Annotated in this window: 29 protein-coding genes; 26 read left to right on the top strand and 3 right to left on the bottom strand. The window is 42.6% G+C overall.

The window, feature by feature from the left end; all coding sequences use genetic code 11:
* Positions 1-106: 106 nt before the first annotated feature.
* From BME93_03880 to BME93_03870, 3 genes are read right to left on the bottom strand one after another with little or no spacing between them, the layout of a single operon-like run.
* Entirely contained in the window at positions 107-289 is a 183-nt protein-coding gene (locus BME93_03880) for a hypothetical protein (protein ATZ61245.2), read from the bottom strand.
* Positions 286-576: a hypothetical protein gene (locus BME93_03875; protein ATZ61244.2), complete on the bottom strand. Its 291-nt coding sequence runs from the start codon at positions 574-576 to the stop codon at positions 286-288. The genes BME93_03880 and BME93_03875 overlap by 4 nt, the downstream gene beginning before the upstream one ends.
* 24 nt (positions 577-600) lie before the next feature.
* Positions 601-819, bottom strand: a complete 219-nt coding sequence (locus tag BME93_03870) for a hypothetical protein (GenBank protein ID ATZ61243.2) — start codon at positions 817-819, stop codon at positions 601-603.
* 104 nt (positions 820-923) lie between these two features.
* Between BME93_03870 and BME93_03865 the strand changes: the two genes are divergently transcribed.
* From BME93_03865 to rfbD, 26 genes are all read left to right on the top strand, one after another.
* Entirely contained in the window at positions 924-1,949 is a 1,026-nt protein-coding gene (locus tag BME93_03865) for a phosphate uptake regulator PhoU (GenBank protein ID ATZ61242.2), read from the top strand.
* 9 nt (positions 1,950-1,958) lie between these two features.
* Positions 1,959-3,254, top strand: coding sequence for a dihydroorotase (locus BME93_03860; protein ID WRQ72878.1), 1,296 nt, complete (start codon positions 1,959-1,961; stop codon positions 3,252-3,254).
* A 92-nt stretch (positions 3,255-3,346) separates the two neighbouring features.
* Positions 3,347-3,646 carry a hypothetical protein gene (locus BME93_03855; protein ID WRQ72877.1) on the top strand — a complete coding sequence of 100 codons (300 nt, stop codon included), beginning with the start codon at positions 3,347-3,349 and terminating at the stop codon, positions 3,644-3,646.
* A gap of 400 nt (positions 3,647-4,046) precedes the next feature.
* Positions 4,047-4,448, top strand: a complete 402-nt coding sequence (locus tag BME93_03850; GenBank protein WRQ72960.1) for a toprim domain-containing protein — start codon at positions 4,047-4,049, stop codon at positions 4,446-4,448.
* A gap of 292 nt (positions 4,449-4,740) precedes the next feature.
* Entirely contained in the window at positions 4,741-5,973 is a 1,233-nt protein-coding gene (dnaG, locus tag BME93_03845; protein ID WRQ72876.1) for a DNA primase DnaG, read from the top strand.
* A gap of 96 nt (positions 5,974-6,069) precedes the next feature.
* Positions 6,070-6,336 (top strand): UPF0058 family protein, encoded by a 267-nt coding sequence (locus BME93_03840; GenBank protein ID ATZ61241.2) that lies wholly within the window; start codon positions 6,070-6,072, stop codon positions 6,334-6,336.
* Between the two features lie 77 nt (positions 6,337-6,413).
* Entirely contained in the window at positions 6,414-6,830 is a 417-nt protein-coding gene (locus BME93_03835; protein ID ATZ61240.2) for a UPF0146 family protein, read from the top strand.
* A 34-nt stretch (positions 6,831-6,864) separates the two neighbouring features.
* Positions 6,865-7,866: a sugar phosphate nucleotidyltransferase gene (locus tag BME93_03830; protein ID ATZ61239.2), complete on the top strand. Its 1,002-nt coding sequence runs from the start codon at positions 6,865-6,867 to the stop codon at positions 7,864-7,866.
* A 12-nt stretch (positions 7,867-7,878) separates the two neighbouring features.
* A complete protein-coding gene (locus tag BME93_03825) occupies positions 7,879-9,171 on the top strand; it encodes a UDP-glucose/GDP-mannose dehydrogenase family protein (GenBank protein ID ATZ61238.2) in 1,293 nt (430 codons plus the stop codon).
* Positions 9,172-9,176: 5 nt separating this feature from the next.
* The gene (locus tag BME93_03820) at positions 9,177-10,172 is read left to right on the top strand and encodes a sugar phosphate nucleotidyltransferase (GenBank protein ID ATZ61237.2); all 996 of its coding nucleotides are present in this window, start codon (positions 9,177-9,179) and stop codon (positions 10,170-10,172) included.
* 11 nt (positions 10,173-10,183) lie between these two features.
* A complete protein-coding gene (locus BME93_03815) occupies positions 10,184-10,330 on the top strand; it encodes a hypothetical protein (protein ATZ61236.2) in 147 nt (48 codons plus the stop codon).
* Positions 10,320-10,733: a type II toxin-antitoxin system VapC family toxin gene (locus BME93_03810; GenBank protein ID ATZ61235.2), complete on the top strand. Its 414-nt coding sequence runs from the start codon at positions 10,320-10,322 to the stop codon at positions 10,731-10,733. The genes BME93_03815 and BME93_03810 overlap by 11 nt, the downstream gene beginning before the upstream one ends.
* 482 nt (positions 10,734-11,215) lie before the next feature.
* Positions 11,216-11,515: a hypothetical protein gene (locus BME93_03805; protein WRQ72875.1), complete on the top strand. Its 300-nt coding sequence runs from the start codon at positions 11,216-11,218 to the stop codon at positions 11,513-11,515.
* Positions 11,509-11,748 (top strand): DUF2283 domain-containing protein, encoded by a 240-nt coding sequence (locus BME93_03800; protein ID ATZ61785.2) that lies wholly within the window; start codon positions 11,509-11,511, stop codon positions 11,746-11,748. Before BME93_03805 ends, BME93_03800 begins: the two co-directional genes overlap by 7 nt.
* Positions 11,749-11,792: 44 nt before the next feature.
* Positions 11,793-12,731 carry an SDR family oxidoreductase gene (locus tag BME93_03795; protein ATZ61234.2) on the top strand — a complete coding sequence of 313 codons (939 nt, stop codon included), beginning with the start codon at positions 11,793-11,795 and terminating at the stop codon, positions 12,729-12,731.
* Positions 12,719-12,904 carry a hypothetical protein gene (locus BME93_03790; GenBank protein ID ATZ61233.2) on the top strand — a complete coding sequence of 62 codons (186 nt, stop codon included), beginning with the start codon at positions 12,719-12,721 and terminating at the stop codon, positions 12,902-12,904. The genes BME93_03795 and BME93_03790 overlap by 13 nt, the downstream gene beginning before the upstream one ends.
* Before the next feature lie 43 nt (positions 12,905-12,947).
* Positions 12,948-13,325, top strand: a complete 378-nt coding sequence (locus BME93_03785) for a nucleotidyltransferase domain-containing protein (protein WRQ72874.1) — start codon at positions 12,948-12,950, stop codon at positions 13,323-13,325.
* Between the two features lies 1 nt (position 13,326).
* Complete coding sequence (locus BME93_03780; protein ID ATZ61232.2) at positions 13,327-13,752, top strand: DUF86 domain-containing protein; 426 nt, start codon at positions 13,327-13,329, stop codon at positions 13,750-13,752.
* Between the two features lie 55 nt (positions 13,753-13,807).
* A complete protein-coding gene (locus BME93_03775; protein ID ATZ61231.2) occupies positions 13,808-14,104 on the top strand; it encodes a hypothetical protein in 297 nt (98 codons plus the stop codon).
* A 25-nt stretch (positions 14,105-14,129) separates the two neighbouring features.
* On the top strand, positions 14,130-14,501 hold the full coding sequence (locus BME93_03770; protein ID ATZ61230.2) for a type II toxin-antitoxin system VapC family toxin: 372 nt from the start codon (positions 14,130-14,132) through the stop codon (positions 14,499-14,501).
* A 39-nt stretch (positions 14,502-14,540) separates the two neighbouring features.
* The gene (locus BME93_03765) at positions 14,541-15,494 is read left to right on the top strand and encodes a GDP-mannose 4,6-dehydratase (protein ATZ61229.2); all 954 of its coding nucleotides are present in this window, start codon (positions 14,541-14,543) and stop codon (positions 15,492-15,494) included.
* A gap of 79 nt (positions 15,495-15,573) precedes the next feature.
* Entirely contained in the window at positions 15,574-16,836 is a 1,263-nt protein-coding gene (locus tag BME93_03760) for a glycosyltransferase (GenBank protein ID ATZ61228.2), read from the top strand.
* 90 nt (positions 16,837-16,926) lie between these two features.
* Positions 16,927-18,282: a glycosyltransferase family 39 protein gene (locus BME93_03755; protein ID ATZ61227.2), complete on the top strand. Its 1,356-nt coding sequence runs from the start codon at positions 16,927-16,929 to the stop codon at positions 18,280-18,282.
* Between the two features lie 29 nt (positions 18,283-18,311).
* A complete protein-coding gene (locus BME93_03750; GenBank protein ATZ61226.2) occupies positions 18,312-19,874 on the top strand; it encodes an oligosaccharide flippase family protein in 1,563 nt (520 codons plus the stop codon).
* Positions 19,875-19,952: 78 nt separating this feature from the next.
* Positions 19,953-21,014, top strand: coding sequence for a glucose-1-phosphate thymidylyltransferase (locus BME93_03745; GenBank protein ATZ61225.2), 1,062 nt, complete (start codon positions 19,953-19,955; stop codon positions 21,012-21,014).
* A gap of 43 nt (positions 21,015-21,057) precedes the next feature.
* Positions 21,058-21,954, top strand: a complete 897-nt coding sequence (gene rfbD, locus BME93_03740; protein ID ATZ61224.2) for a dTDP-4-dehydrorhamnose reductase — start codon at positions 21,058-21,060, stop codon at positions 21,952-21,954.

The raw sequence follows: 21,954 nt of genomic DNA, 5'->3' as shown, positions 1-21,954 counted from the left end.
TTGTTCATGTTTATCCTCCTTTTAACTATTACATATTTGTTTGCACTACTAATATATAATAATATCCCATATAGAATATATAGAACAATATAGACTATATAGACAATCATCTCATGGGCTTTTGAGAGATTCCATTGTAAAACACCACTTCCTCGATGGTTTTAGAAGAGATTCGCCTGACGACACGTCCCTCCTCGCCGACTTCCATTATATTGAAAGACGATGTTATCCTCGCCTTAACCTGTCTTGTCGTAGCGGTTCCAGCATTGACTATCAAGATTTCATTCAACTTCCAGAGCCATGGAACGCGTTTATGGCCGCATATGCCTTTAGAGTCTGCTGACCATGGCGCAATAATGAAATATATCTTCCCATCTTCATGTTCGTCTCTCTGACATTTAGGTGCAGGCCTACTTTCCACGCAAACCGGCGTATCTGTGTCATTCGTTCGTATTCGACGGTCAATCCTACCCACTTGTATGTACTCCTGTCCCACCACAGGCCAAGCTCCTTTAGCTCCTTTCTGAGTGGGTATGTCCTGCCACGAATCCCAATGTCATAGGTCTTTTGCGCCATTTACATCGCCATGCTCTTTAAGATTCATCTTATTTCATGCCATTCCAGCTGGTGCCCACAAAAAGAGCAGAATTTGTCACTGCTGTCTATCAGTTTGCCGCATCCACAACGGTACACCATGACGCAGTGCCTGCCAGCTCCAGCATCTCTCGTTGTCTTGCCTATACCATCATCTAAATCATCTGCAAGTATGGCCATATGTTTTGCACCACATATTCGGCGCTCGATACTGTTCACATCCATATTTATCTGCCTCCTTCACATATGGTCACACGACAGATAACTATATATACTTTATCCCAATATAGATATATCTACTCAATAGTCCATATATAGAGGTAAAAGAATTGGAAGAAGAGAAGCGAAAGGTCCAGATGACAGGCGGATCGACACTGATAGTATCTCTGCCAATAGACTGGGCAAGAAGCGTGGGGATAAACCAGGGAGACGAAGTAACGCTTATACGTGGAGCGGATAACTCGATTCTCATCACCACTGGGACAAAAAAGCAAGAGGCGTTCAGTACAGTTATAGAACTATTTCCCGATGAAAAGCCGGAGGACATACTCAGATTGCTAATAGCAAACTACCTGGTCGGCTATGACATAATAAAACTGATCTCCAGGGAAGGATTCAGCACACAGGACAGAAAATGGATAAAAGACTCGGTCAGACAGGGACTGATAGGGCTCGAAGTGGTCGATGAATCGGGAGATGAATTAATCCTGCAAAGCCTGTTAAACTATGAAGAGTTGTCACTTGAAAAGACATTTCAACGAATGGCGAGGATCCTCAAATCGATGCAAAAGGATTCCATAACGGCTCTGAAGGACGGGAACGTAGCGCTTGCACGAGACGTCATACAGCGGGATAACGAAGTGGATAGATTCTATCTGCTGATCGTGAGGCAGCTCAAGGCAGCGATCGGAGATTATAAAGTGGCTAAAAAAATGGGCATCGAGCACCAGAGAGAATGTATGGGATACAGGCTCATCGCGAAGAGCATGGAACGGATAGCTGACCATGCTGAAAAAATTGCGAAAGACGCAACTCAAATGAAGGGCATTGACCCGAAGTTAACTGCAGAAATAACTGAGGCGGGAGATTTTGTATTGAATTCATTCGATAACGTGTTTGCGTGTCTATTCAAAAAGGATGTAAAAGCCGCGAACAAAGCAATAGCAGAGTCTCAAGAGGCTGTGGAGCTGGTGACGGCTGTGAGCGAGAGAGTATTAAAGAATCGTCACGACACCATAAATCAAATACACCTGCGATCCGCTTTAGAGAGCTTGAAAAGGATGGCAGAATATGGGGTTGACATATCAGAGATGATGATCAACATGAGCGTCAAAGAACCGGAAAGGTGGACATAAAGAGATACAATGCCGGACCTTGTGATTAAAAATGCGAAATTATTCCTCGACGGGGATGTTCTGGAAGCCGAGCTGGCGATAACGGATGGCAGGATATCCAGGATTGCGAAGGACATTCGTGCAGACGATGTACTCGACGCGCATGGTTTGCTGGTTTTGCCTGGAGCGATAGATGTGCACGTGCACTTCCGCGACCCGGGTATGTCGCATAAGGAAGACTGGTATTCAGGCTCCTGTGCTGCCGCAGCTGGCGGCGTGACCACCGTTATAGACCATCCAAACACGATTCCACCTACTACGACATTAAAATCATTTGAGGCTAAGCTGAAGGCTTCAAGGAGCTCGATCGTGGATTTCGGCATCAATGCCGGTGTGGTTGAAGGCGCGGAACTCGAACTATTGTGGAGGGCAGGCGTAACCGCCTTTGGCGAAATCTACATGGCTGAATCGGTGGGCAGGTTGAACATCGATGACGATGCGTTGTCCAATGCGTTTCAGACCATTGCACAATTGAACGCCATCGCCTGCGTACATGCAGAAGACGAGCGCGTCATAAAGAGATGCACCGAGAAGTTGAGGGATAAGACCAACCCCGGCGCCTATTCATCATCCAGGCCGAATGAGTCCGAAGCTATTGCCATCGCAAGAGCAGTTCAATTCGCCAATGTTACAAGCACCAAGTTACATATATGTCACATCAGCACCAGGGAAGGTTTGCGCCTCCTAAGGACAAATGTGACATGTGAGGTCACGCCACATCACCTATTCCTCGCTGAAAAAGACTGGGATAAACTTGGTACGTTCGGCAAGATGAATCCGCCGCTGAGAAGCGAGGGGGATGGGCAAGCACTCTGGGCGGCGCTGGACCGCATCGACATGATCGCCTCTGATCACGCACCCCACACAGAGGAGGAAAAAGAGCAGGATATATGGAGTGCCCCTGCTGGCGTTCCTGGCGTTGAAACTTCATTACCATTGATGCTGTCTGCCGCAAAAGCAGGGCGCATATCACTTCAGCGCCTGATAGAGCTCATGGCTACCAATCCAGCGAGGGTTTTCGGATTGAACGGAAAAGGCGAGATTAAGGTTGGAAACGATGCCGATCTCGTGTTTGTCGATTTAAATGACATGAAGCCTATCAAGGACAGGAACCTGCACAGCAAGGCTGGTTGGACGCCATTTGAAGGAATGAACGCGATTTTCCCAAAGATGACGATGCTCAGGGGCGAAGTTGTGCTTGATGGGGAAATCGTCGGTGAAAAGGGGAGCGGGCGCTTCATCAGGGGGAGCGGATTTTCCGATTAAATTTATAGTTGATAATAGATGGGTGTGTTGGCTGTTGGAAAGAAGAGCCTAAGTCAGCCCCTAGTGTAAAAAAGGATGAAAAGGCTCGGCTTATGAGGCGACTTCTCATCGATACTGATATTTTTATCGACTTCCTACGTGGCAATGCAGAGGCGGTGAAATTCTTCGGCAAACTGTGGAGTTGTGGAGACATCATATTCTCATCAGTCATAATAGAAGCAGAGCTACTTAGCGGCAAGAGTTGTGAACGTCTTGATGTCGGACAGAAAACTGAAACACTCATAAACACCATTAATAAAATCAATGTCTGCCCAGATATTGCAAAAAGGCAGGAGAGTACAGAAGGAAATACGGGCGAATTTACAGGATGCATTGATTGCAGCGACCGCTAGCGAAACCAAGGCGATTTTAATCACCACGGAATTCAAAACGCTATGAGCAGATAAAGGAAGTCTCCATTAAATCACCATTTGACCGACAACACATCTTTATATAAGTGGCATGAAATAATATAATTGCCCTCTACGAGGACTGGTGCGAGGATTCCATTGGATACGGTGACCATCGGTGCAAAATGGGGGCGACAAATCCGCATTGTATAGGTCCTTGCGGGAGTTACTGGCAAAGCCTATCGATGACCGTATAGCCAACCCCAATGTGGAACAAACCCTGGCATGAGGGTAACTGAGGAGGACTGCGGATTATTCCAGCGGATGATCTCTCGGAGTTAGTGCGTCAGGGTACATCTAATTTATATTCTTATAACATCCCCTTGAATCGGGATTGATTGAGATGGAAGATGCTGAACGATTGCAGCGGATTGAGTGGATTCTCGCCGAAATTCAGGAATTGTTAGACGAGGGCGCAGTCATAATCGTCGAGGGTATGAAGGATAGGTTCGCATTGAATGAACTGGGCATTTCTGGTCAAATCATGCTTGCGTCCCATCCACCATTATTGTGCTTTGCCGAGGAGATTTCCAGAAAAGCCGATACTGTGATCATACTGACTGACTGGGATTCAAAGGGAAATGAAATGGCAAATAAGATTTTTAAATATCTACGCGCATCCGGTACGAAGCCGAATGCCAGACTTAGGGGGAGACTCAAAAAGCTTGTACAAAAGGAGATAAAAGAGGTGGAGAATATAGACACCTACATCCAAACGCTTCGCCACAAAGTGTGCAGATGTTAGCGTTCCAGCTCTTTGGTTTGCAGCCCATACCATAAGTTTATTATGTCCAAATGCGTAATCGATAATGTAATATTAAGAAAATAGCCAAGATAAAAAGGTAGTTTCAAAATTCATAGCGGATAGATTAAGATTAATCAAAATATGGTGTATGAAGGTATACATAGTTTTCATAAAAATATAGTAGTAAGTGCAATACTATCTTCATTGAGTTCGCTGTGTGGTTGAAACAAGTCAAGTGTGACCATCTTACCTTGACGCCTTTGGCTGTTTTTGTATCAAGGAGAGGATTTCAATGCAAAATTCCGATACCACGAAATACATTATTTATGCAAATATAAATGCCGATGGCATTGTAGAGAAGCCCGATGTGGTTGGGGCCATTTTTGGCCAAACAGAGGGTCTGCTCGGCGATGACATGGACCTTAGGGACCTGCAGAAGTCAGGAAGGGTGGGCAGGATCGAAGTTAATATCAATGCAAAATCCGGCAAGTCAAGCGGGTCAATCATGATTCCATCCAGTCTTGGTAAGGTCGAAACGTCGATTATGGCGGCGTCATTGGAAACCATAGAGCGGATCGGTCCATGTACCGCTAACATCACAGTATCGAAGATAGAAGATATCAGGGCGGTTAAGCGAAAACAGGTAATAGACCGGGCAAAATACATACTAACCGATAAATTCGATGATAATGTTCCAGAAAGCCAGGAGATCGCTGAATCGGTGAAGCATGCTATGCGCATCGAGGGCATCACATCTTATGGTGACGATGCCCTGCCGGCAGGTCCTAATGTGACCGATTCGGATGCAATACTCATAGTAGAGGGGCGTGCCGACGTTTTAAATCTATTGCGTTACGGCATCAAGAACACGATCGCAGTCGAGGGGACCAATGTCTCACTGACGATTGGAGACCTCAGTAAAAATAAAACAGTTACAGTTTTCCTTGATGGAGACCGGGGCGGAGATTTATTATTAAAAGAACTGCTTCAGATTGCCGACATCAACTATGTTGCACGCGCCCCCGAAGGCAAGAGTGTCGAGGATTTGACTCAAAAAGAGGTCATCAAGGCGTTGCGAAACAAGGTGCCGGCAGAACAGGCCATGGAAGTCTCTACAGGTCACCGGGTGCAGAAGAAAGAGGGAGTGGTAAAGAGGAGAATCTTGAATCTGAGCAGTATTCGACGCCGTGTAGAGAAGCCCAAGCAAGAGGATACGCCACCGGTGAGTGCAACAAATGAAAAAGCACTCAAGACATACGCAGAAGAGCTCAGCGGTACCTTGAGTGCAAAATTACTGAATGCCGATAAAAAGGCAATTGGAGACGTTGCAGTGAGAGACCTCGCCAACGTTTTAAGAGAGGCAAACAGCGATGTCAAAGGTGTCATCTTTGATGGCGTGATCACCCAGCGCATCATCGATATCGCTGCAGAAAAGAAGCTGGACTATCTGGTAGGCGTAAAACTGGGCAATATTGCCAATAGGCCGCCCTCCCTCAAGGTCCTTACCAGTGAGGAGCTCAAATAATAAATAAGGCGACCAAAAGCTTTAGTATGGTAAAGCTCTAACTCTCCTTAGTGTATCGTACTGTGATTGATTGCGTTGGTTGAATAGGGGTTTGAAATGCACAAGGATGAACTGATACATATCCATACAATATTGGTGCAGGTTAAAAGATTCTTCGAGAATACAGGTCACTGCAATAATTTCCAGAGATATCAGTCTTTACATATAAGCCCGGTTCACATACATAGGAGTAAAGCAGACCACAAAAAGGCTATTTTCGTACTTGGTAACGAATTAGCCTTGATTGTATCCGATGATGGGTTGTCCAGACAGGGCGCAGGGGTTTCCGCACGCATGCAGGAATTAGTAGACCGATGCCGTTAAATTTTGAATTGCACTCTCAAAATTAAGCTTCTTTTTCTCGTTCAGATTTATATGCAAGATGCTGCGTAGGGATGTCTATGGCAATTACTGGCCATAAGGATCTGGCGGAATATATTCTCAGATTATACAGGGGCAAAATCGTAGAGGTCGGCATAGGTAAACATCCCGAGGTAGCACTCCTGCTAAAAGACCGTCTGGATGTGACCGTAACTGATGTTATGTGCCCCCGTATTCATGGCATACGCTTCATCAGAGACGATATATTCAATCCGGATATACAAATATACAAAGGTGCAAGTCTGATATATTCGATCAGGCCGCCAATCGACCTTCAGTGTGCGATCGCGTCGGTCGCGAGGAAAGTTGATGCAGACATGATTATCAGACCATTTGCGTCTGAGAGAGCCAATATTGACAAATATTTTGTAGAATCTTTGGTAAACTATAAGGATGCGGCATTTTATTTGTATAAGAGACAAGTTAAAGAGAGGTAGTTAGAATCTACTTCTACTATATGAAGGGTGCCAAATGATCGGAATGATTCTATGCGGAGGGTATGGGAAGCGCCTCAGGCCACTTACATATGAGGTCCCCAAACCCCTCATCGATATCAAGAAGGGTTACACAATTCTCGATAAACAGATATTTGATTTTGCGAGTGCAGGAATCGATGAGGTCATTTTATTAGCCTGTCACTTAAATGAAAAAATAAAGGAGCGGTATGGCCAAAAATACAAAGGAGTGAATATCAGGTATCTCGTAGAAGATGAGCCGTTGGGCACTCTAAACGCCATACGCAGAGGTTTGGAGACGACCGATGATGAGGACGTCGTGGTCAGTAACGGTGACGTGATCGCAGACCTGAATCTGAAAAAGATGATGGATGAATTTGACATGTCGAAGTATTCCGTATCGATGTTCGTCACCAAGATGAAAAGCCCATATGGAATCGTGATGTTGGGCGAGGAGCATATCAAGGCATTCAAGGAGAAGCCCCTTCTGGACCATTACATAAATGGTGGCATATATTGTTTTGATAATGCATGTCTGTCGTTTTTCGAGGACTTTGAAACCGGTGCCATAGAGAATACCTTATTTCCATCGCTTGCCAAGATGGGGCGTCTCGGTTATTATCGAGAAGATGGTTTGCTCTGGATGTCAATCGATACGAGTAAGGACCTTGAGGACATCCGAAAAGAGTACGAGAACCGAACTGATAAGCCATGGGGATATGAGAAAATCCTGATCAGCACTGACAAATATCTGACCAAGAAGTTATTCATTCGCGAAGGATATCAAACATCATATCATTACCATGGGAAAAAGGATGAAACCATGCTTATAATGGACGGCATCGGTTACATTGAATTTGAGGACCACAAGGAGCAATTTGAGCGCAATGACGTCATCAGAATTGAACCAGGAACCCCCCACACCATTGTTGCGCTCGAGAACACGATACTTCATGAGGTCTCCACGCCGCATCTGGACGACAGCATCAGGATAAAGGATTTTTATAAGATGCGATGATTGGTGAATATCATGGGTGACAGTAGCATCTCGATTATCGGGGCTGGTTACGTCGGAGCGGTAACGGCAGCGTGCCTCGCTGAATTAGGCCATAATGTATGTTGCATAGACGTTGATGCAGAAAAGGTGGACAATATCAACGCCGGTATTCCACCCATCCATGAGGAGGGATTGGAAGAATTATTTCAAAAACACGCTGGTAAAATGTTGGTGGCTGCGACTGATTATACTTCCGTCGCTGACTCGGACGTCTCCTTTATCTGCGTGGGCACTCCATCTGCCCAGGATGGCGAAATTGACCTATCGGTCATCAAGACTGCAAGTAAAAGCATTGGCATATCGCTAAGAAACAACGAGAAGTATCATGTGATCGCGGTCAAGAGCACGGTGGTTCCAGAAACTACCCAAAACGTCGTAATACCGATTGTTGAAGAATACTCTCAAAAAAGGGCAGGGACAGACTTCGGCGTTGCTGTGAATCCAGAATTCCTTAGAGAGGGCAGGGCAGTCCATGATTTCATGAATCCAGACCGCATCGTCATCGGCGAGCTGGATAAGCGCTCTGGAGGGGTGGTGGCGCAGTTATATGAAGGTTTTGACTGCCCATTGATTCGAACCGGACTAAAGACGGCTGAGATGATCAAGTACGCTTCCAATGCATTTCTAGCGACGAAGATATCGTTTGCAAATGAAATCGGCAACATCTGTAAAGAGCTCGGCATCGATACCTATGAGGTCATGCATGCGGTTGGCTTGGACCATCGAATCTCGCCGAGCTTCTTGCGGGCTGGCGCAGGCTTTGGAGGCTCCTGTTTTCCAAAGGATATGAGAGCGTTGATTCATAAAGCCGAAGAGCTCGGCTATCGGCCAAAACTGCTAAGGTCCGTGATGGACGTAAACGAGGGGCAGCCGAAGAGAATGATTCGCCTGCTTGAGCGAAAATTAGGCAACCTTTCAGGGAGAAAAATCGCAGTACTCGGGCTCGCCTTCAAGAATGACACCGATGACATCAGGGAATCCAGAGCGATTCCAGTCATTCACAGCTTGATCGAGAAAAAAGCCATCGTCTCAGCATACGATCCTTTAGCAAATGAGAACATGCGCCCCATCTTTCCAAATATTCGATATCATTCAAGCGCAAAAGACGCACTCAAGGATGTGGATGCCTGCCTGGTGATGACCGAGTGGGATGAGTTTAAAAAACTGGGTGACGAGTTCAAGGTGATGAAAAACAGAATCGTCATTGATGGGCGAAATATAATTGCTTTTAGAGAGCATATCGATTATGAAGGGCTATGCTGGTGATTTGAATGAAAGTAATCATACCTGCAGCAGGCGTTGGCAAGAGACTGTATCCTCATACTCACACCAAACCAAAACCGATGGTGTTCGTGGCTGGCAAGCCCATCATCGGGCATATTCTGGATAGGCTGGTCGATGTTCAGCCAGAGGAGGTCATCATCGTCGTGGGCTATATGAAGAATAAGATGACCTCTTACATCGATGCGAACTACTCTGAGCTCTTTGACAAGCTCTCCTATGTCACGCAGGAAGAGCCACTTGGATTGGGACATTCCATATGCGTCGCCAAAGATGTTATCGGAGATTCGCCTGTGATGATAGCGCTGGGCGACATGATTTTCAAAGCTGGTTATAAGGATTTCCTGAATAGTCATCACGGCAATGGCAAATGCGCTGGCTCGATTGGAGTTAAAACTGTGGATGCGCCAGAGCACTACGGTATCGTGCACACCAGGGAAGGTGTTATCACCCAACTGGTCGAGAAACCCAAGCGCTCAGCATCCAATCTTGGCATCGCTGGCATCTACATCATAGAGAATACATCTCTCCTGTTCGAATCATTGGACAAACTAATTAGGAGTAGTAAAAAAGGCGAGTACCAACTCACGGATGCGCTTCAGCTCATGGTGAACGCTGGCGCAGTGCTGAAAACGTTTCCAGTGCATGATTGGTATGACTGCGGCAGAGCAGATACGCTGCTGGAGGTAAATAGGGTGCTCCTGGCCGAGAAGCCAGGCAATGATATCGCATCTGTCAATTCCATCATTATGCGGCCGGTAATGGTCGGAATTGGTGTGAAAATCGTCAACTCCATCATCGGTCCGAACGTGTCCATTGCAGACAATACCATCGTCAAAAACTCGATCATTGCTGACGGCATCATAGGCTCTGGTGCAAAGATAGTGAACATGAATCTCCAGACAAGTATACTTGGGGACGATGTCAATCTCGCTGGCAAACCAAATTCGCTCAACATAGGCGACTCGTCGACGATAGAGTTTTAGGCAGGGATAAGATGGTCATCAAGAAGGCGAAGAACATAAAGAAGGAGTTTGAGAAGATTGCAGCGCAAGGAAAGAGCATCTCAAAAATCGATCTCGATAGAGAGTATGAAGAACAGATAGAAGAGAGGATGCGAAGGATTGGTATCGATGTACCTTGATACAAATGTGTTCATCTATGCCGCTCTGAACAGAGAAGAGAAAGGAAAGAGGTGCAGAAAGATGATGGAAATGTTGGGGAGGGGCAAGCTATCATGTGCAATAAGTTGCCTTGTTTTGGATGAGGTGGCATGGGCCGTGAGCAAGCACAGGGACTTCAATACTGGGATGAAGGTATGGGGTGATATCCTAGAAGTCCCCAATCTGAAGATAGTATCCATAGATGAAAATATCGCTGTTAAAGCACCAAGTCTGATGGATAAGTACAGGTTGAGGCCGAGAGATGCCATTCATGCCGCCCTAGTTGTAGAAAATGCCATAGGCACTATTGTGAGCGATGACAGCGACTTTGATAGGGTAAATGAGATACAAAGAATAAAATTGGATGAAATGAAGATTACGTGACATAACTGGGTTTGACTCATGCATATATTGAATCACTATATATCTTCAATCTACTATCATTACTCTGACACTATACTCTCCGGAATCAAGACCGTTACTTGTATAATGAAAGATCCATATCTCGTGTTTCACGCCAGCCGTCAGCGTCACGGTATCATTATCAGGATAAGCAAAAAACTCTCCATCCTCCTACGCATCAAAGCTAACTTTATTTCCAGGAAGAACAATTATATCCACAGTTATGTTTTTAGTACTGTTTATCGTAATTTTCCTAGTTTGATGTAGAAAAATCATCTATCCAATGATTTATTTGCTAATTCCTTTATTGACGGGAATATCGGTAACTGCATTATTTATATCAAGAAAGATTAGACGATTTGAGAGATTATAATATTGCTTTAATATACGAATAGATAAATATAGGCATCTAATGAAAACGATGCTCATAACAGGCGGTGCAGGATTTGGGCAAGGTTGTTTAGATGACTAAACCAATCAGATATACTTCTCATTTAACTTTCCGTTTGAAAATAAGAAATATCCCCCAAAAGCTTCCAACTGAAGTATTTGAGAAAGCCAAAGAGTATTTTTATGACATCAAAACAAACCATTATATAGCAGTCACAAAAATAGTATCCAAAGAGAAAGAACGAGAGATGATGGTCGTATTCGATGTTGATGAGATTATTGAATTGATTACTATTCATCCTCTTAAGAGGGGACAAAAAGAAAATAGAGTTAAATTTGGAAGATGGATTGAAGTGAGGGATAAAGAATGGTGATAAAAAAAGTAGAGTCTGAAGCCGCCCCAGAGTTTCATTATGATAAAGAGCATGATGTCCTTTATATTATAGCAAAAGAGGGCGAAGAAGAAGAGTTTGTTGAGATAGCTGAAGGCGTTAACATAGAATTGGATGCAAAGGGCGAGATCATCGGGATTGAAATCTTCAACGCCTCACGAAGGTTGCCAGAGAGTTATATGAAAGCTCATATAAGGATGAAGGCTAAGGCTTAATCTTTTGTTGTGTTAAAAGAGCCTAGGGGACTTGGGGCAATAACATGAAGATACTCGTAACAGGCGGTGCAGGGTTCATAGGTTCACATCTATGTGAAAAATTATTAGACGATGGCCACAAGGTTATTTGTCTCGATAATTTGTGCACGAGCGACAAAAAGAACATCGTCAACTTGTTGAACAATAAAAATTTCACCTATCTACAGCATGATATAACTGAGCCGTTGACGCTCAAGGAGAATATCGATTACCTGTTTCACCTCGCAAGCCCTGCCAGCCCGGTGGATTATCAAAATATGCCAATAGAGACATTATTAGTCGGCTCATCTGGCACTCATAATACATTGGAACTTGCTAAGGAAAAAGATGCTGTATTTCTGCTGGCATCGTCATCCGAGGTTTATGGCGATCCGAAGATTCATCCCCAGCGAGAGGATTACTGGGGAAACGTAAATCCCGTGGGGCCGAGAAGTTGTTATGATGAGGCGAAGCGATTCGCAGAGGCATTAACGATGGCATATTACCGTAAACATGCTATGGATGTGCGAATCGTCAGAATATTCAACACATATGGGCCAAGGATGAAAAAAGACGATGGAAGGGCAATTCCCAATTTCATCACGCAGGCTCTTGCCAATGTGCCGATTACTGCCTATGGTGATGGTTCGCAAACCCGAAGTTTCTGCTACATATCCGACATGGTGGACGGCATATGCAAGATGGTCTTCTCTAATAAAGCGGGGGGCGAAATAATCAATCTCGGCAATCCAGATGAAATCACAATACTCGAGTTGACCAAAAGGATCAAGAAACTCACTGGATCGAGTTCACAAATCGTCTTCAAGGAGTTGCCAATAGATGACCCCAAACGCAGGTGTCCGGATATTTCAAGAGCAAGGAAAATCCTGGGTTGGGAGCCAAAGGTTGATTTAGATGTAGGTTTGAGTAATACGATAGAGTGGTTTAAATTATGTGTGGAATAATCGGATACATCGGTTCAAAGACCGCGTTGCCCATTATACAGGAGGGGTTAAAAAATCTCGAGTATCGTGGATACGACTCTGCAGGAGTCGCTGTAATATCAGACAGTCAGCTTCGCACCAAAAAAGTCGTCGGAAGGGTGGACCAACTTCTGGCAGATGAAACGGTGGGATGAACTGGAGAAGGCTTAAGTATTTCAAAATTTGATTAGAAATTATATGAGAGATGATGAGATGGAGATCGATAAGGTAATAGATGAATTGAAGAGAGATGGGATTGAGGCAATATACCTGTTTGGCTCTATGGCCAAAGGTAGTGTAAAACCATTTTCCGACATAGACCTCTGTGTGCTCACAGAGAAGGATATCTCCAAAAAAGTAAAAGAAGAAATATTGAGCAATTCATCTAAGAAAATAGACATATCCATATTCTGGGACCTTCCACCGACGATAAGGTTTAGGGTTTTAAAAGAGGGGGAAATTTTGTATAAAAAAGACGATCTAACATTGCAGAGGGCTAAAGTAGACACACTTAAATCCTATCTGGACGTTCAGCCGATGATTAAGAGGCACTGCTCCCACATCTTGGGTGAATGAAATGTATGATACAGAGAGAATTGGGAAGATAATAAGCGATATTGAAAAATATTTCAGAGATTTGGAAGAATTAGATATAAAGAAAATAGAGGATTTGGAAGATAAGAAAAATTTTTATTCTCTTTCGATGGTTTTGTTCTCTGCCATCAATAGAACTATAAATTTGGGAGAAGAAGTGGTGGTGGCGAACGATATCGGCATGCCCTCTACCTACAGAGAGATTTTTAGATTATTGGCAAAAAATAAATTTATCGATAGGAGATTGGAGAAGAGGCTGTCCAATTTAGTATTTTATAGAAACTTGTTATCACATGAGTACTATGACCTGACAGAAAAAGACGTGTTCGATGTGTCTAAGAGGATAAAGGTGGTCAAGCAATTTGTGGACATTGTGAAAGATGAGATATCCAAAAAAGGATGTGCATAGCGTCATCGAAGAAAGGTTTTTATATCTTATTACCTTAATGTCATTAGGAATTAAGATGAGTGGTATAAAAGTTTGTATCTCAGATGACGTGGAAAAAAAGTTTAGGGAGGCAGCTATGAGTAGCTTTGGGTATAAAAAGGGAGCTATTAGTATTGCTGCAGAAAAAGCTCTAGGCGAATGGGCCAATAGAACGAAGGAAGCCCTCAAAATAATGGAGCCACCAGAAGACCCAGTGGAGTCGATCTGGGGCATGCTCTCGCATGTAGATATGTCCGGCGTCGAGTTACAACATGAGGTGACTAAAATCAGAGCAAAAAGAGCTATGGGGCAAAATAGAGAGGTATCTGGTTGATGCCAATATCTTCTTGGAGGTTGAATTGGGTCAATCCAGGGGCGTGCACGCCAAAAACGTTCTAACCAGATTCAAAAACGGCGAATTAAAGGGAGTGATAACCGATTTCCATGTCGATGCAGTGGTAGTGGTCATGGAGAACTACAAATTGAGATGGAAGGACATTGCAATCTTTCTTTCCGGGCTTCTCAGATATGAGGGATTGACTGTACTGCCAATGACTCTATACAGTAGGATATGCGCAACATCTCATATGAAAGATTTTGGGCTGAGTTTCGATGATGCATTGGCATATCAATGCATGATAGAAAATGATATAGAGCGGATATTCTCATATGACCATGATTTTGATGTCCTGCCAGACATTCGGCGAGTCGACCCCAAAGAAAGTTGGTGATAAAAGGAGAGTTTGTAAAAGAAAGGCAAGGTGGAGAAAATGGAAAAAGCATTAATAACAGGAATATCTGGTTTCGTCGGCTCCCACTTGGCGGAGTTTTTGTTAGAGAAAAATTTAGAAGTATCCGGGACGATACGATGGAGAAGCAGGCTGGACAACATCCAGCACATCAAAAATAAACTGGGGCTACTTGACACCGATATAAGGGATGCCCACTCGGTGAAAAAAACAATAGATGAAGTTGAGCCAGATTATATCTTTCATCTGGCGGCCCAATCCTTCGTACCGACTTCCTGGAAGGCCCCATCTGAGACCTTAGACACAAACATCATTGGCACGTTGAACCTCTTTGAAGCGGTGCGAAATTCGAATGTAGATCCAAAAATTCAAATTGCGGGTTCATCTGAGGAGTATGGTTTGGTTTATCCAGACGAGCTTCCTATAAAAGAGACAAATCCACTGAGACCGTTGAGTCCGTATGCAGTCAGCAAGGTTACAACGGATTTACTGGGTTTTCAGTATCATCAGAGTTATGGACTGAAAATAGTGAGGACGAGAGCATTCAATCACACTGGACCTAGACGGGGAGAAGTATTCGTCTGCTCTGATTTTTCAAAGCAAATCGCAGAAATCGAAAAAGGATTAAAAGACCCCATCATACATGTCGGCAATCTGAATGCACAAAGGGATTTTACAGATGTCAGGGATATTGTTAGAGCCTATTGGTTGAGTTTACAAAAATGCGATTTCGGAGAAGTATACAACATATGTTCTGAAAAATCACGGACGATTCAATCTGTTTTAGACCTTCTATTGGAGAAATCAAAAGTAAACATCAAAGTTAAACAAGATCCGAAGAAGATGCGCCCGTCCGATGTTGAAATACTATTAGGGGACTGCTCTAAGTTCAGGAAAAAAACTGGCTGGAAGCCGACGATACCGTTTGAGCGGTCCATGGAAGAGTTGTTGGATTATTGGAGAGAACTGGTTTGAATCTTTGATAAACGTTGAGACATCATAATACTTATACCACGCCGTGTACAACTAAGAATATCTCTAAGATGGTGACGCTATGGATCTTTCCGTTGTTATACCAACATACAAGGAAGGTAAAAATATATCTAAATTAGTTTTTAAATTGCACGACGCGATACGTGATTTCTCCAATGATTATGAGATTATCATAGTCGATGGTGGCTCAGAAGATGGGACGGCGGAAAATGCACAAAGTGCGGGTGCCAAAGTTTTCGTACAGAGAAACCCGGGATATGGGAACGCTTTAAAGGAGGGATTTGGCGCTGCAAGAGGAGACTATATTATCACCATGGATGGCGATTTATCTCACGACCCCGTTGTGATTCGGGACCTTTGGAAGTCGAGAAATAAGTCTGATATCGTTATCGCATCTCGATACATAAAAAACGGCTCGGCAGACATGCCCTATTTTAGAAAATTTTTAAGTCTCGCCCTTAACAAATTCTTCACCTACTTCTTGTCCATTCCAGTAAAAGATATCTCCAGCGGTTTTAGGTTATATAAGGCATCGTCGATAAAAAGCATGAACATCACCGGACAAAACTTTGACGTGCTACAAGAAATATTGGTCCGAGCATATTCAGATGGCTATAGCGTGTCCGAAATACCTTTTAGATATAGGCCCAGGGAGCATGGGCAGTCCAAACTCAGGTTAATCAAATTTGGCATGTCTTACCTGAAAAGTTTTCTCAGATTATGGTTATTGAGAAACTCGGTGGAATCGGTTGATTACGATAGCCGGGCATATTATAGTAGAATACCACTTCAGAGATTCTGGCAAAGAAAAAGACACGGGATAATTACTGGCATGCTTGATAAAAACGATGATATAATCGATATCGGGTGTGGGACTAGTAAAATCATACAAGATCTACCAGATGCAGTTGCATGTGATATATCAATGGGCAGACTGAGATACCTCCAGCAAAACAATAAATTGTTGGTCTGCGGCGATGTGAGGGCACTGCCGTTTAAAGATAACACGTTCGACACTGTGATCTTTTCAAACGTCATTGAGCACGTTCCCCGATGTGGCTCAATACTGTCAGAGATCAATAGAATACTTAGAGCAGGCGGAACCCTAATTGTTGCAACACCTGATTATGGTAAAATCACATGGAGAGTAGTTGAGCACGTATATGACATAGTGAAGTTAAGAGGCGGATATAAACAAGAACACATCTCCCAATATGATTTGCCGTCTTTGAACAAAATTTTAAAGGAGAGTGGTTTTCAGATTATAGAGAGAGAATATATTTGTAATTCAGAGCTTGTTGTCAAGGCGATGAAAAACGTATGACTTTTGAAGAGAATTGAACAAAACATGTGAGGAAAACCAAACATGATGCATATAACAATTAAAAGGTTTAGAGCATGGGTGATTGTTAGTTTGGTTCTATATCATGTACTTTTTGCAATATTCTACGGTGGTAATCCTTTTCAACTGATCGAGCCTGATGTATGGTATAGCTTTGGAACTGGACTTAATCTGGTCGGAATGGAACATACAGGTATCCAATTTTTTGTTGAAAAAGAAATGACGCTCCCCCTCTTTATGGGCATTCTTTACAAATCCATGGGCTTTCCATCCTTCTTTTATTTTCTTTGGATTTGGAATGCCCTGACCATGGGCATCCTAATATTCAGTACATTTATAATAGCAAAATATTACTTCGATCGAAATACAGCATTCATCGCAGCGCTCTTAATCGGCCTCAATTGGCATGTGGCAGCATGGGGGCAAGAATTGGTAGATGATGTATCAATGGTATCTTTCATGTTCCTCAGCATCGCCCTCTACACCTTGTTCTTACGTGGTGGTGACCGGCGATATTTGTGCGCATCTGGGGTTGCAGCTGCACTCGCTATATGGACAAAAACCTCTGCATTGTATTTGTTCCCGCCATTTATCTTAATGCTAGCGGTTGTGAACAAAACCAAGATACGTGAAGCGCTCGTCTTCTTCGTAGGATTTGTTCTCGCTACGCTACCATTTTCTTTGGTTTGTAGTTTAAGATATGGACATCCGCTTGCTCCTTTTGTAGCCAGAGTCGTACAGTTTCAGCAAGCCGCGCTACCCCAAGAGCACGTTAACACACTATTTAACACATTTTATTTGGAAGCGTTACCCATTTCGGTGGGTCTCATTGTTTTTCCATTTCTCCTTGCTGGCTTGTTCTACTTGATTCGGAAAAGAAAATTTCTTTTTCCGGCATGGGGGTTGTATTGCCTCGGAATCTATGTTTTCGTTATACCGTTTGGACCGTATGACCAATATATGGTCCATTTTACCCCCATTTTTTTAATCATATCTGCTGTTGGGTTGATAAGAGTTGCTGAAGTTATAGGTCGTAAGGGGTTTCCACTTATCATTTTAGCGTTGTTATCCACAAATTTATCTCCTCCACTTGGAATTAGAGGAGTTGTAGAAGGCTTAGGATATGAAGGAATCCCTAAGATACTACTTTCCCTGAGACCACTGTTTCTCTACCCAAGGCAACGCTGGGAAGGGAATAAGTACGTTCATATTTCAGATCTACAAGATGCAGTTCAAAATGTTGCCTTAGGGTTTCCATCCCAAAGCATCTACTGGCCTGATTGGCTCCCAGAATTTTTTGTAACTCATAGTGAGCCAGACCACTCATATACGATAATAATGATAGTCATATTGACACTCGTTTGCATTTATTTGATAATGAATCGAGGAAAAATCGCACATGTGTGTACCAAGCTTTTCCAGTGCTAACTTAGAATATGTTAAATAGGGTAATCTAAATGACATCGAGCACAGAAATTTCATATCTAGATGGATATCTGAGGAAAATTGCTAAAGGGGCAGGTACCGTCTTCATCGGCACAGGCATTGGTCTGTTCTTTGCTTATCTTGGCATGATGACCGTTGCCAGACTCTTGGGACCAGCTGATTTTGGCTTGATATCACTGGCATCTACTGTTGCAATAATTGCGTCCACTATTGTGTTGGTTGGAATACCTGGGGGTGTTGTGAGATTTGTTGCTTTGTATAATGGAAAGAATGACCCAGGCCGTGTCAAAGGTGTGATCGTATCAGCGATGGGAATTGTTTTGCCGTTGGGGATAATCGCTGGAATACTCTTGTTTTTATTTGCAGATTTAATTGCTGTTAGGGCATTCAATGAACCGAACCTGACGCCGATATTAAAAATATTTTCGTTAACCGTTCCCTTTTATAGTTTATTTTCTATTTTTGTTCATGCTATCGGTGGATTTCAGGAAATGAAGTATGTGGTGTATGTCAGAGATGTATTCCAGAACGGTGTCAGGCTCATTTTGCTCATAATTTTGTTGCTTCTTGGATATGGCGTATATGGAGCTGTATTTGCCTATACTTTTGCGATTATTGCAACACCCTTCGTCGCCCTATACTACTTAAACAAGATTTTTCCAGTATTTAGTAAAAAAATAAGCTCGATTTCAATGAAAAGGGAGCTATTCTCTTTTTCCTGGCCATTGATGTTCGCTGGAATTCTTGGACTGGTGATGGGCTGGATTGATACGCTAATGATTGGTTATTTTCTCACGGCAGCAGATGTTGGAATATACAGGGCTTCGTTATCAACAGCTGCCCTATTAATGATTGTACCCAGCTCACTTGGAGCCATTTACTTTCCTGTTATTACAGAGTTCTATTCACGAGGAGAGAGAAGAAATTTAGAAAATACAAATTATGCTGTCACAAAATGGAGCCTTATGAGCGTACTTCCGCTGGTTCTTTTGATGATGCTTTTTTCAAAACAGGTCTTATATATTTTATATGGTGCTGAATTTATGGCAGGAGCGATGGTACTGAGTATTCTAAGTGTAGGAAACTTGATCATATCTATTTTTGGTCCTACAAACCAGCTTATTTCAGTGATAGGAAGAACGAAACTAATAATGATCAACACAAGTGTTGGTGCTGTTCTCAACGTTATATTAAATTTCTTGTTGATTCCTATCTACGGAATAAACGGTGCAGCTATCGCAACTGGGTTTTCACTTTTAGTAGTGAGTGCGCTTGCTTTTATCATGGTTCGTGCAATTACTGGTATCCAACCGATGAGATTGAATTATGCGAAGATATTTTTTGCCGCTATAATTTCGGCCGTGTTTGTTTATGCACTGACAAGAGCATTTTTTGAGAGCATCCCCATAACCGTTTTAGTTCTTATGTTCTTGCTGTATATGGGCATATATTTCATTCTACTTTTAATCATGAGAACATTCGAAAAAGAGGATGTTGTGATAATGAAGGCGATAGAAGCGAAGTCAGGAGTAAAATCAGAATGGATCAGGAATGTGATTGGAAGATTTTTGTAGTTTTGAGGCAATAAATAAACTTAAAAAGTCGATGAATTTAAATATTAACGAAAGGGTTAAAAAGATGAGGAACTTAATATGAAAGGCTTAATCTTATCGGGCGGACATGGAACTAAACTCCGTCCAATCACATATTCGCAGCAAAAGCAATTAATACCTGTTGCAAACAAACCAATTCTGTTCTATGCAATAGAAGACGTTATAGAAGCAGGAATAAAAGACGTTGGTATCATAGTTGGACCAAATAGAAAGGATGTCATGGAAGCAGTAAATAATGCCTATTTTGATGCAGAGATATCTTTCATAGAGCAAGAAGCACCATTAGGTATTGCACATGCAGTAAAAATCTCTGAGGATTTTATAGGCGATGAGCCATTCGTTGTGTACTTGGGCGATAACATACTAAAAGGCGGAATAATGAAATATGTTAAACGCTTTAAAGAAGGCGATATGGATGCCAGCATACTTTTAACCACCCATGAGAATCCAAGCCTGTTTGGATGTGCAGAGCTCAATGAAGATGGCTCCATTAAAAGGCTAATAGAAAAGCCCAAGAAACCACCTTCCAATCTTATTTTAGTTGGGATATACGTGTTCAGACCTTCGATATTTAAAGCAGTTAAAAATATAAAGCCTTCTTGGAGAAATGAGCTTGAGATAACGGATGCCATACAGTACTTGATTGATAATAACTTAAAAGTTGATTCTGATATAGTAAGCGGTTGGTGGAAGGATACAGGAAGACCAGAGGACATATTAGAGGCAAATCATCTTGTTTTGGATGAGTTAAAACCTTACAACGAAGGAATTCTGGAAGATGGCGCGAAAATAAGCGGGAGAGTTGCTATTGAAGAGGGCACAATAATAAAAAAATCAGTAATTAAAGGACCTGTAGTAATTGGAGCAAATTGTATGATAGGACCAAACACGTACATAGGCCCCTACACAAGCATTGGAAATTCTTGTGAGATAATAAACGGAGAGATTGAATCTTCTATCGTGATGAGCGGTACAAAGATAAATTGCAATAAAAAAATCATCGACAGCATAATAGGAAAGAACGTCAAGATATGCGATAAGGAAAAAATGCCGAAAGGCTATAGATTTATTATCGGAGATAGTTCTCAAGTGGAACTATAATAAGGAAGTTAAAAATAATATAAAGCAAAAGTTGTGATAGAAGGTGAAAGTGGCTATTATTGGGTCAACTGGTCAGCTTGGAAGTGATATCTCTAATGTATTTGGAAAGGAAGCTTTACCTCTCTCACACGATGAGATAGAAGTAAAAGATATTAATAGCTGCAGAAAAGCCTTAAAAGATGCTGATACTGTGATAAATTGTGCAGCGTATGTAAAGGTGGATGACAGCGAAGACCATCCAGATGAGGCTTTTATGATAAATGCGATTGGAGCAAGGAATGTAGCTATAGTATGCAATGAAGAACATCTAAAAAATGTCTATATAAGCACGGATTTTGTATTCGATGGTGAGAAAGAAGAGCCTTATAATGAAGATGATGATCCAAACCCGATTAATACCTACGGGTTGAGCAAATATGCAGGGGAAATATTTACAAGAAACTATTGCAGTAGACCCTATGTTATCCGATCTGCAAGTCTCTATGGAACAAAGGGTGCAAGAGGGAAGGGTGGAAATTTCGTTGAATGGATGATTAAGAAGGCGAATAATAATGAAATAATTAAAGTGGTAGACGATGTGGTAATGTCCCCAACTTATACAAAAGACATTGCTAAAATGATAAAAAATATAATTGAAAAGGAACTCCCTTATGGCATCTATCACGTTACTAATCAAGGATATTGCAGTTGGTTTGATTTTGCAAAGAAAATTTTTGAATTTTTGGATATTAAGCCCTTACAGGGCTTGCGGGGTCGTGGGGCAGAGCCCCACAATGCAAAGCTTTTTCCGATAAAGCCTGATGAGCTTAATAGAAAAGCGAGGAGACCGAAGTTCTCAGCACTTGAAAGTACAAAACTAAAAAAATATGGGCTTGAGATGAGAAGTTGGGAAGATGCTTTAAAGGATTATTTGAGAGAAAGAACAGGAGGCGTCAAATAA

It is taken from the genome of Methanosarcinales archaeon Met12 (assembly GCA_002813105.2).
In the GTDB taxonomy this organism is placed as follows: domain Archaea; phylum Halobacteriota; class UBA148; order UBA148; family JAJOKI01; genus JAJOKI01.
The sequence above is the reverse complement of the archived record's forward strand: the minus strand, read 5'-3'. Positions and strand labels throughout refer to the sequence as shown.